The following is a 10,740-nucleotide window of genomic DNA, read 5'->3' on the forward strand; positions in this document are numbered from 1 at the left end:
GTGCCCCGTCCTGTGCGCGTACCCGAACCCTCAAGGAGGCGGCGATGAGCCGGATGGACATGGCGGCGGTGGCACCGGAGGCGTACCAGGCCGTGCTGGGCCTGGAGAAGTACGTCCGGGCGAACGTGGACCACACCGTGCTGGAGCTGGTGAAGCTGCGGGCGTCGATGCGCAACGGCTGCGCGTTCTGCGTGGACATGCACAGCCGCGAGGCGCTGGCGGCCGGTGAGGACAGCCGCCGGCTGTTCGCTGTCGCGGCGTGGCGCGAGGCGCCGTTCTTCGACGAGCGGGAGCGGGCCGCGCTGGCCCTCACCGACGCGGTGACCCGGCTCGGCGAGCACGGCGTGCCGGATGACGTCTGGGACGCCGCGGCGAAGGTGTGGTCGGAGAAGGAGCTGGCGGACCTGGTGATGGCGATCGCCACCATCAACGTGTGGAACCGGGTCGCGGTGACCTGCCGGACGCAGCCGCCGGCGCAGGTCTGATCGCTGACACACGACGGCCCCGGTCCCGCCAGGAGCGGGCCGGGGCCGTCGGCGTGTCGGTCAGGCCAGCTCGGGGAACCAGAGCGCGATCTCGCGCTTGGCGCTGTCCGCCGAGTCGGAGGCGTGCACCAGGTTCTCCCGGTTCGACAGCGACAGGTCACCGCGGATGGTGCCGGCGGCGGCCTTGCGGCCGTCGGTGCTGCCGATCATCGCGCGCACCACCTCGACCACCTGGTCGCCGGAGAGCACCAGCGCCACCAGCGGGCCGCTGGTCATGAACGTCTTCAGCGGCGGGTAGAACGGCTTGTCGACGTGCTCGGCGTAGTGCTGGTCGGCGAAGTCGCCGTCCATGGTCCGGCTCACCATCGCGTCGATCCGCAGGCCCTTGCGCTCGAAACGGGACAGGATCTCGCCCACCAGACCGCGGCGCACCGCGTCGGGCTTGATCAGTACGAGCGACCGCTCGTCCGGGCTGCTGCTGGACACGCTGGGTTCCTCCTGCGCACTCAAACGGGGTTCGGCTGGGTACGGTCAGCGTAGCGACCCGGTCCCGGCGCCGGCGCGGCGGCTGCGTCTTCCCTGGCCCGCCGCGGCGGCCTAGCCTGGCCCTGGAACCCCTGGGAGGTCCACTGTGGCGAATGGCGGGAACCGCACGATCGCGCCGGTACGCAAACTGATCGGGGCGGTGCTGGGCACCGTCGCCACCTTCGTGACCGTGTTCGGGCTCGGCATGACCAGCTGGGCCATCGTGGCGCTCGGCGTGGCGCTGCTGGTGCTGGCGATCGCCCTGGCCACGGTACGCGGCGGCGGCCGCACCTGGGTGATCGGCCTGGGGCACGTGCACAGCGCCTCCGAGCCGCCCACCCAGTACGCGTTCGGCCGGTGCGAGCTGCAACTGGTGATCGACGCGCCGGGGCTGCCGCCTCGCTCCAAGAAGATCATCGAGCCTCGGGTGCCGGTCGCCAAGTGGCCCTCGCTGGGCCAGGCGCTGCCGGTCCGGGTGGCGCTGGACGACCAGCGGCACGTACGCGTGCTCTGGGACGAGGTGCCCACGCACGCCGAGAGCGCCGCCGCGGTCGCCGACCTGCCGCCCGAGTACGCCGTCGAGCCGGACCCGCTGGACGAGCCGCTGATCGCGCAGGAGGCGCCGCCGTGGGCTGGGCGCGCGCCGGAGGACGACTTCCGCGACGACTACCCGCCCGCGCCGGACCCGTACCTGGACGACGTACCGCCCCGGGCCGAGGACCGCGAGCCGGTGGTGCTGCACCAGAGCCCCGGCGGCCCGGTGGTGCTGGAGGGCCAGCTCGTCGAGCGGGCCGAACGCACGGCCGGCCCTGACCCGCTCCCCCGCCGCGCCCCGGCGCCCCGCTCGCCGGCCGAGGAGCCGGTCGACACCGTGCCGGTCGAGACAGTGCTCGTCGACTCCGGGCCGGCCGACTCAGGGCCGGCCGGCTCAGGGCCGGCCGGCTCAGGGCCGGCCGGCTCAGGGCCGGCCGAGATCGACCCGATCGACGTGGCGCTTGACGACCCCGCGGACGCCCCTCGGCGCTCCGACGCGCCGCCGACGCCCGAGGAACTGGACGAGGCGATCTTCGGCCCGTCCGGCGCGGCCGAGCCGGACGAGCTGGCCGGCCCGATCAGCGGCGTCGGCATCACGCTGCTCGTCACCGACCTGGACCGGTCCCTCGACTTCTACCGGGAGCTCGGCTTCGAGGAGCTGGATCGGGGCGAGGGCAACGCCGTGCTCGCCTCCGGGCCGACCCGGCTTGTGCTGCGCCGGGTGACCGGCGCCGCCCCGATCAGCCGCCGCCTGGTGCACGTCAACCTGGAGGTGGACGACATCCAGGGCGCGTACGAGCGGCTGCGCGAGTCCGGCGTCCGGTTCACGTACGCCCCGCGCGTGGTCAACCGGGGCACCAAGCTGGAGGTGTGGGCGGCTGCCTTCCGCGACCCCGACGGCCACGGTGTCGCGCTGACGCAGTGGCGCACCCTCGCCGACGCCTGAGCGGTACGCGGCGGCCCGTCCTCAGCCGAGGATGACCCGCCGCACGTGCAGCGCGTACGCCCACACCAGCGCGAACATCACCCCGAGCGCGAACAGCGACCAGTGCAGCAGCCCGGAGAGCAGCAGCAGTCCCTGGATCACGGTGCCGGCGTGCCATGCCCACGGGCGGCGCATCATCCCGGCGAGCACCACACAGGCGACCGCCAGCGTCACGATCGCGCCGATCGCCGCGCCGCTCAGGTCACCGCCGACCACCCGGATCGGCTGGATGGCCAGCAGCAGCACCAGCGCCTCCAGCGACATCGTGCCGGCGCCGAGTCCGCGTACCGCCTTGTCCGGGTTCCGCAGCCCGGACCGCCGCACGCCGCCCACCGGCTCCGAGCCGCCTGCCTGCTCCGGGCCCGTCGGCTGCTCAGCGCCGGTCGGGCGCTGCTGCGGGCCGGTCATCGCTTGAGCAGCCGGCGGGCGTCGGCCACTGTCACCACCGATCCGGTGACCAGCACGCCCACCCCGGACAGCTCGCCCGGCACGTCCGACTCGGCCTCCGCCACCGCCGCCTCGATGGCGTCGGGCATCTCCCGGGCCACCTGCACCCGCTCCGGCCCGAAGATCTCCCGCGCCAGCGCCGCCAGCTCGTCCACCGGCATCGCCCGGGCCGAGCTGTTCTCCGCCACCACGATCGAGTCGAGCACCGGTTCGAGCAGTTCCAGCAGGCTCGCCGCGTCCTTGTCGCCGAGCACCGCCAGCACGCCGACGAGCTTGCTGAACGCGAACTCCTCCTGCACGGCGGCGACCGTCGCGGCCATCCCGTGCGGGTTGTGCGCGCCGTCGAGCAGCACCGTCGGGGCGCTACGCACCCGCTCCAGCCGGCCCGGCGAACTGGTCGCGGCGAAGCCCTCACGGACCGCATCGATGTCGAGCTGCCGCCGTGCGCCGGCACCGAGGAACGCCTCCACGGCGGCCAGCGCGACCGCCGCGTTCTGCGCCTGGTGCGCGCCGTGCAGCGGGATGAAGATCTCCTCGTACACTCCGCCCAGGCCCTGGATGGTCAGCACCTGGCCGCCGACCGCGACCGCGCGGCGCAGCACGCCGAACTCGGCGCCCTCGCGGGCGACTGTGGCGTTGACCTCGGCGCAGCGTTCCAGGATCGGGCGGGCGGCCTCCTCCTCCTGCGCCGCCGCGATCACTGTGGCGCCGGGGTGGATGATGCCGGCCTTGTGCAGCGCGATGTCCTCGATCGTGTCGCCGAGCCACTCGGTGTGGTCCAGCCCGATCGGGGTGATCACGGCGACGCCGGCCTGGATGACGTTCGTCGCGTCCTCCGCGCCGCCGAGCCCGACCTCCACCACCGCCACGTCGACCGGGGCGTCGGCGAACGTGGCGAACGCCAGCGCCGTGGTCATGTCGAAGTACGTCAGCGGCTCGGCGAACCGCTTGTCGACCAGCTCGGCCAGCGGCGCGATCTCACGGTACGTGGACACGAACCGCTCCTCGCTCACCGCCTCGCCGTCCAGGCTGATCCGCTCCCGGACCGTCTCCAGGTGCGGGCTGGTGTAGCGGCCGGTGTGCAGCCCGAACGCCCGCAGCAGCGAGTCGATCATCCGGGCCGTCGAGGTCTTGCCGTTGGTGCCGGTCAGGTGGATCGACGGGTACGCCCGCTGCGGGCTGCCCAGCAGATCGAGCAGGGTCTCGATCTTCTCCAGCTCGAAGTGCATCCGGGTGAAGCCGCGCGCGTTGAGCGCGGCCTCCACCTCGGCGAACGCGGTGCGGTCGTTCACGAGGAAAGCGCCTCCAGGGCGGCGTCGATCCGGACCAGGTCCGCCTCGGCCACCGCCAGCCGCTCGCGGATCTTCGCCACCACCGGCTCGGGCGCCTTGCCCACGAACGCCGGATTGTCCAGCTTCGCCCGCGCCTGGGTGGCCTCCTTCTCGGCTGCCGCCCGGTCCTTGGTGAGCCGGGCGCGCTCGGCGGCCACGTCGATCGAGCCGCGGGTGTCGAGCGCGACGCTCACCGCGCCGGGCATGGCCAGCGTGGCGCTCGCCTGGAAGTCGTCGCCCGGCGCGTCCAGCCGGGCCAGCGAGCGGACCAGCGGCTCGTGCGCCGCGATGCCAGCGCCGGTCAGGCCGTCGAGCCGCGCGGCGACCCGCTGGGTCGGCCGCAGCCCCTGGTCCGACCGGAACCGCCGGACCTCGGTCACCACCCGCTGGAGGGTGCCGACCTCGCTCTCCGCGGCGTCGTCGATCAGGGTACGGTCGGCGACCGGCCAGGACGCCGTCAGTACGGTGTCGCCGCCGCTGAGCGCGGCCCACAGCTCGTCGGTGACGAACGGGATGACCGGGTGCAGCAGCCGCAGGAGTTGGTCCAGCACGTGCCCGAGCACCCGGCGGGTGGCGTCGGCGGCGGGGCCGCCCTCGGCCAGGACCGGCTTGCTCAGCTCCACGTACCAGTCGCAGACGTCGTCCCACGCGAAGTGGTAGAGCAGGTCGCAGACCTTCGCGAACTCGTACGCCTCGAACTGCTCGTCGACCTCGGCGGTGACGTGCGCCAGCCGGGACAGGATCCACCTGTCGACGGTGGAGAGGTCAGCGGCGGCCGGCAGCGGGCCGTCGGTGTGCGCACCGTTGAGCAGCGCGAACCGGGTGGCGTTCCAGAGCTTGTTGCAGAAGTTGCGGGAGCCCTGGCACCACTCCTCGCTGACCGGCACGTCCTGGCCGGGGTTGGCGCCCCGGGCCAGCGTGAACCGGGTGGCGTCGGCGCCGAACCGGTCGATCCAGTCCAGGGGGTCGACCACGTTGCCGAACGACTTCGACATCTTCTTGCCGTGCTCGTCGCGGACCATGCCGTGCAGCGCCACCACGTCGAACGGCTGCACGCTGTCCATCGCGTACAGGCCGAACATCATCATCCGGGCGACCCAGAAGAACAGGATGTCGTAGCCGGTGACCAGCACGCTGGTCGGGTAGAACTTCGCCAGGTCGGGGGTACGCTCGGGCCAGCCGAGCGTGGAGAACGGCCACAGCCCGCTGGAGAACCAGGTGTCCAGGACGTCCTCGTCCTGCCGCCAGCCCTCGCCGGACGGCGGCTCCTCGTCCGGGCCGACGCAGACGATCTCGCCGCCCGGGCCGTACCAGACGGGGATGCGGTGGCCCCACCAGAGCTGGCGGGAGATGCACCAGTCGTGCATGTTGTCGACCCAGGCGAAGTAGCGCTTGGCCAGCTCGGCCGGCTCGATCTTCACCCGGCCGTCGCGCACCGCGTCACCGGCGGCCTTCGCGAGCGGGGCGGTGTTGACGAACCACTGCAGCGACAGCCGCGGCTCGACGGTCGTCTTGCACCGCGAGCAGTGCCCGACCGCGTGCAGGTACGGCCGCTTCTCGGCGACGATCCGGCCCTGCTCGCGCAGCGCCGCGACGATGGCCGGGCGGGCCTCGTACCGGTCCAGGCCCTGGAACGGTCCGGGCGCGGTGATGACGCCGCGCTCGTCCATGATCGTCAGCGAGGGCAGGTCGTGCCGCTGGCCGATCTCGAAGTCGTTCGGGTCGTGCGCCGGTGTCACCTTGACCATGCCGGTGCCGAAGCTCGGGTCGACGTGCTCGTCGGCGACGATCGGGATCCGCCGGTCGGTGAGCGGCAGCTCCACCTCGGTACCGATCAGGTGCCGGTACCGCTCGTCGTCCGGGTGCACCGCCACCGCGGTGTCGCCGAGCATGGTCTCAGCCCGGGTGGTCGCCACCACGACCTCGTCGCCGTAGCGGATCGAGACGAGCTCGCCCTCGTCGTCGGTGTGCTCCACCTCGATGTCGGACAGCGCGGTGAGGCAGCGCGGGCACCAGTTGATGATCCGGTTGGCCCGGTAGATGAGCCCGTCGTCGAAGAGCTTCTTGAACATGGTCTGCACGGCCCGGGACAGGCCCTCGTCCATGGTGAACCGCTCACGGTCCCAGTCGACGGCGTCGCCGAGCCGGCGCATCTGGCCGAGGATCGCGCCGCCGGACTCGGCCTTCCACTGCCAGACCCGCTCGACGAACTTCTCCCGCCCGAGGTCGTGCCGGGACAGCCCCTCACCGGCGAGCTGCCGCTCGACCAGGTTCTGGGTGGCGATGCCGGCGTGGTCCATGCCCGGCAGCCAGAGCGCCTCGTACCCCTGCATCTTCTTGCGCCGGGTGAGCGCGTCCATGAGCGTGTGCTCGAACGCGTGCCCCATGTGCAGCGAGCCGGTGACGTTCGGCGGCGGGATGACGATGGTGAACGGCGGCTTCTCGCTGTCCGCCGACGCCCGGAAGTGCCCGCCGGCTACCCACTGCTCGTACCGTCGCTGCTCTACCTCGCCGGGCTGGTACTGGCCGGCGAGGGTCGGGGCGTCGGGGCGTCGGGCATCCAGTCTCTCGGTCACTCTGAAAGTCTACGGAGCGCTTTCGGGGACCCGACGTGCACCACCTGTGATTCGCGTACGGTGGCGGTCATGTCCGACGCGCATCTCACCGAGCGCCCGGTCGACGGGGGCCCCGATCCGGTCGAGCTGACCGACGAGCCGATCGAGCTGAGCCGCCGCGATCCCGCGCAGGAGCCCGAACGCCGTCCCGTGTCCCGGCGCCGGAAGATCGTCCTCGCCGCCCTGCTGGCGGCCGGCCTGGCCGGCGCCGGCGCGCTCGGGCTGGGCGGCTGGCGGGTGGTCCAGCAGAAGGACACCACGCTCGGTCAGCCGGCCGAGGTGGCCGGGCTGGTCCGGGACGACAGCGAACGGGCTCGCAGCACCGCCGACTACCTGCGCGACGGACTGGCCGCCGACATCGAGCTGGACCGCGGCTACGGCGCCGTCTACTCCGACCGCGGGGACGCCAAGCGTTCGGTGCTGCTGTTCGGCGGCACCACGCTGCTCTGGCAGCCCGAACGTGACCTGGACACTCTGTTCGGCCTGATGGCCGACGAGACCGGCCGGGTGGCAGGGCTGCGCGAGGTGGACGCGGGCCGCCTGGGCGGCGTGATGAAGTGCGGTACGACCAGCGGCGACGGTGGCGACTTCGCGGTCTGCGGGTGGGCCGACCACGGCAGCGTGGTGATGGGCATGTTCCCGGGCCGCCGGGTCGACGACGCCGCGGCGCTGTTCCGCGAGATCCGCGAGTCCGTCCAGAGCCGCTGACCCGCGACCTCGGCGCCCTCTCACCGGGCCAGTACGCCGAGGTGCCCGCACACGCCCTGCCCCGCCCCCGCCACGTCGCCGTGTCGGCGCCCCCTGTCCCTCCCATGCCCCGGTCTCGGGGTAATGGCCGCCCAGCCCCTCCTGTTCGGGGAGGTGGGCCGGATGCCAGACAGTCCGTTGTGTCTCCCCCTCGGGGAAGCGGCGGGCCGACTCACCAGCTCGGCGAAGTGGCTGGATCCGGGGCACTCCGTTGCAGCCACTACGGCGTACTGGTGGCCGGCACACCAGTACGGCGAAGTGGCTAGGTCCGGGGTACTCCGTTACCCGCATCGGGGGCCAGCTTTGCGGCCGGTCTGGTGGTGTTTTCCGGGGGTGAACGTAATTCAGGGCCACCCCGGTCGGGGTGGCCCTGAATTGAAAGATTGTCCGGCGGTGTCCTACTCTCCCACACCCTCCCGAGTGCAGTACCATCGGCGCTGGAGGGCTTAGCTTCCGGGTTCGGAATGTGACCGGGCGTTTCCCCTCCGCCATGACCGCCGTAACTCTATGAACATGTCAACCAACCCAACCCTGGTGGGTGATCGTTTGTTCAGAGTTGCACAGTGGACGCGTAGCAGCTTAGTAGTCAAGTCCTCGGCCTATTAGTACCGGTCAACTGAACCCGTTACCGGGCTTACATTTCCGGCCTATCAACCCAGTCGTCTAGCTGGGGGCCTTACCCCACAATGTGGGTGGGATACCTCATCTTGAAGCGAGCTTCCCGCTTAGATGCTTTCAGCGGTTATCCCTTCCGAACGTAGCTAACCAGCCGTGCCCCTGGCGGGACAACTGGCACACCAGAGGTTCGTCCGTCCCGGTCCTCTCGTACTAGGGACAGCCCTTCTCAAGTATCCTACGCGCACGGCGGATAGGGACCGAACTGTCTCACGACGTTCTAAACCCAGCTCGCGTACCGCTTTAATGGGCGAACAGCCCAACCCTTGGGACCTGCTACAGCCCCAGGATGCGACGAGCCGACATCGAGGTGCCAAACCATCCCGTCGATATGGACTCTTGGGGAAGATCAGCCTGTTATCCCCGGGGTACCTTTTATCCGTTGAGCGACACCGCTTCCACATGCCAGTGCCGGATCACTAGTCCCGACTTTCGTCCCTGCTCGACCTGTCAGTCTCACAGTCAAGCTCCCTTGTGCACTTGCACTCAACACCTGATTGCCAACCAGGCTGAGGGAACCTTTGGGCGCCTCCGTTACCCTTTAGGAGGCAACCGCCCCAGTTAAACTACCCACCAGACACTGTCCCTGAACCGGATAACGGTCCGAAGTTAGATACCCAAATCAACCAGAGTGGTATTTCAAGATTGCCTCCACCCATACTGGCGTATGGACTTCACCGGCTCCCACCTATCCTACACAAGCTAATTCAGATACCAATGTCAAGCTATAGTAAAGGTCCCGGGGTCTTTCCGTCCTGCCGCGCGTAACGAGCATCTTTACTCGTAATGCAATTTCGCCGGGCCTGTGGTTGAGACAGTGGGGAAGTCGTTACGCCATTCGTGCAGGTCGGAACTTACCCGACAAGGAATTTCGCTACCTTAGGATGGTTATAGTTACCACCGCCGTTTACTGGCGCTTAAGTTCTCCGCTTCGCCCCGAAGAGCTAACAGGTCCCCTTAACGTTCCAGCACCGGGCAGGCGTCAGTCCATATACATCGAATTACTTCTTCGCATGGACCTGTGTTTTTAGTAAACAGTCGCTTCCCCCTGCTCTCTGCGGCCATACAACGCTCCACCCGCGCGGGGCTTCACGTCTCCGGCCCCCCTTCTCCCTAAGTTACGGGGGCAATTTGCCGAGTTCCTTAACCACAGTTCGCCCGATCGCCTCGGTATTCTCTACCTGACCACCTGTGTCGGTTTGGGGTACGGGCCGCTAAGAACTCGCTAGAGGCTTTTCTCGGCAGCATAGGATCACTGACTTCACCTGAATCGGCTCGGCATCACGTCTCAGCCCTAGTGGTGTGCGGATTTGCCTACACACCGGCCTACACGCTTACCCCGGCACAACCACCGGCCGGGCTCAGCTACCTTCCTGCGTCACCCCATCGCTTGACTACTACCCGCCAGGTTCCCACGCTCCCCACCATTGGTCCGAAGACCGCCGGCAGTTCGGGTGGTTAGCACAACGAGGTTCATCAGGGTCGCTCTTTCGCGGGTACGGGAATATCAACCCGTTGTCCATCGACTACGCCTCTCGGCCTCGCCTTAGGTCCCGACTCACCCAGGGCGGATTAGCCTGGCCCTGGAACCCTTGGTCATCCGGCGGAAGGGTTTCTCACCCTTCTTTCGCTACTCATGCCTGCATTCTCACTCGTGCCGCGTCCACAACTGGGTCACCCCGCTGCTTCACCCCCGGCACGACGCTCCCCTACCCATCCACACACCTGCATACCCCATCAAGGAGGCACGAAGTTAAAATGTGAATGCCACAGCTTCGGCGGTGTGCTTGAGCCCCGCTACATTGTCGGCGCGGAACCACTTGACCAGTGAGCTATTACGCACTCTTTAAAGGGTGGCTGCTTCTAAGCCAACCTCCTGGTTGTCTATGCGACCCCACATCCTTTTCCACTTAGCACACGCTTAGGGGCCTTAGCTGGTGATCTGGGCTGTTTCCCTCTCGACTACGAAGCTTATCCCCCGCAGTCTCACTGCCGCGCTCTCACTTACCGGCATTCGGAGTTTGGCTGATTTCGGTAAGCTTGTGGGCCCCCTAGACCATCCAGTGCTCTACCTCCGGCAAGAAACACGCGACGCTGCACCTAAATGCATTTCGGGGAGAACCAGCTATCACGGAGTTTGATTGGCCTTTCACCCCTAACCACAGGTCATCCCCCAACTTTTCAACGTTGGTGGGTTCGGCCCTCCACGCGGTCTTACCCGCGCTTCAGCCTGCCCATGGCTAGATCACTCCGCTTCGGGTCTAGAGCATGCGACTAAAAACGCCCTATTCAGACTCGCTTTCGCTACGGCTCCCCCACACGGGTTAACCTCGCCACATGCCACTAACTCGCAGGCTCATTCTTCAAAAGGCACGCCGTCACCCCGCAAGGCTCCG

General features: G+C 68.8%; 7 protein-coding genes and 2 rRNA genes (1 of these 9 running past the window's edge). 3 read left to right on the forward strand and 6 right to left on the reverse strand.

What is annotated here, in order from left to right:
* Nucleotides 1-44 precede the first annotated feature (44 nt).
* Complete coding sequence (locus O7546_RS22220) at nucleotides 45-485, forward strand: carboxymuconolactone decarboxylase family protein (RefSeq protein ID WP_013288022.1); 441 nt, start codon at nucleotides 45-47, stop codon at nucleotides 483-485.
* A gap of 60 nt (nucleotides 486-545) precedes the next feature.
* On the opposite strand, the gene ndk is transcribed toward O7546_RS22220, so the two are convergent.
* On the reverse strand, nucleotides 546-971 hold the full coding sequence (gene ndk / locus O7546_RS22225; protein ID WP_013288023.1) for a nucleoside-diphosphate kinase: 426 nt from the start codon (nucleotides 969-971) through the stop codon (nucleotides 546-548).
* Nucleotides 972-1,116: 145 nt separating this feature from the next.
* On the opposite strand from ndk, the gene O7546_RS22230 reads away from it, so the two are divergent.
* A complete protein-coding gene (locus O7546_RS22230; RefSeq protein WP_281600007.1) occupies nucleotides 1,117-2,490 on the forward strand; it encodes a VOC family protein in 1,374 nt (457 codons plus the stop codon).
* Between the two features lie 21 nt (nucleotides 2,491-2,511).
* On the opposite strand, the gene O7546_RS22235 is transcribed toward O7546_RS22230, so the two are convergent.
* The 3 genes from O7546_RS22235 to O7546_RS22245 are packed head-to-tail and all read right to left on the reverse strand — an operon-like array spanning nucleotide 2,512 to nucleotide 6,883.
* Complete coding sequence (locus tag O7546_RS22235; protein ID WP_194802384.1) at nucleotides 2,512-2,937, reverse strand: DUF4233 domain-containing protein; 426 nt, start codon at nucleotides 2,935-2,937, stop codon at nucleotides 2,512-2,514.
* Nucleotides 2,934-4,268, reverse strand: a complete 1,335-nt coding sequence (locus tag O7546_RS22240; RefSeq protein ID WP_194802385.1) for a folylpolyglutamate synthase/dihydrofolate synthase family protein — start codon at nucleotides 4,266-4,268, stop codon at nucleotides 2,934-2,936. Before O7546_RS22240 ends, O7546_RS22235 begins: the two co-directional genes overlap by 4 nt.
* Nucleotides 4,265-6,883, reverse strand: a complete 2,619-nt coding sequence (locus O7546_RS22245; RefSeq protein WP_194802386.1) for a valine--tRNA ligase — start codon at nucleotides 6,881-6,883, stop codon at nucleotides 4,265-4,267. The genes O7546_RS22240 and O7546_RS22245 overlap by 4 nt, the downstream gene beginning before the upstream one ends.
* Before the next feature lie 69 nt (nucleotides 6,884-6,952).
* Between O7546_RS22245 and O7546_RS22250 the strand changes: the two genes are divergently transcribed.
* Entirely contained in the window at nucleotides 6,953-7,630 is a 678-nt protein-coding gene (locus tag O7546_RS22250; RefSeq protein WP_194802387.1) for a hypothetical protein, read from the forward strand.
* Between the two features lie 424 nt (nucleotides 7,631-8,054).
* Here the strand turns inward: O7546_RS22250 and rrf are convergent.
* Together rrf and O7546_RS22260 are read right to left on the reverse strand one after the other, a co-directional pair.
* Nucleotides 8,055-8,171, reverse strand: a 5S ribosomal RNA gene (rrf, locus tag O7546_RS22255).
* A gap of 80 nt (nucleotides 8,172-8,251) precedes the next feature.
* Nucleotides 8,252-10,740, reverse strand: a 23S ribosomal RNA gene (locus O7546_RS22260) (it continues 620 nt past the right edge of the window).

Source organism: Micromonospora sp. WMMA1976, assembly GCF_027497335.1.
Lineage (GTDB): Bacteria > Actinomycetota > Actinomycetes > Mycobacteriales > Micromonosporaceae > Micromonospora > Micromonospora aurantiaca.

Bases quoted from the DNA above. Each gene is read 5' to 3' on its own strand.
- O7546_RS22235 (WP_194802384.1), bottom strand. From the start codon at position 2,937: ATGACCGGCCCGCAGCAGCGCCCGACCGGCGCTGAGCAGCCGACGGGC.
- O7546_RS22220 (WP_013288022.1), top strand. From the start codon at position 45: ATGAGCCGGATGGACATGGCGGCGGTGGCACCGGAGGCGTACCAGGCC.
- O7546_RS22250 (WP_194802387.1), top strand. From the start codon at position 6,953: ATGTCCGACGCGCATCTCACCGAGCGCCCGGTCGACGGGGGCCCCGAT.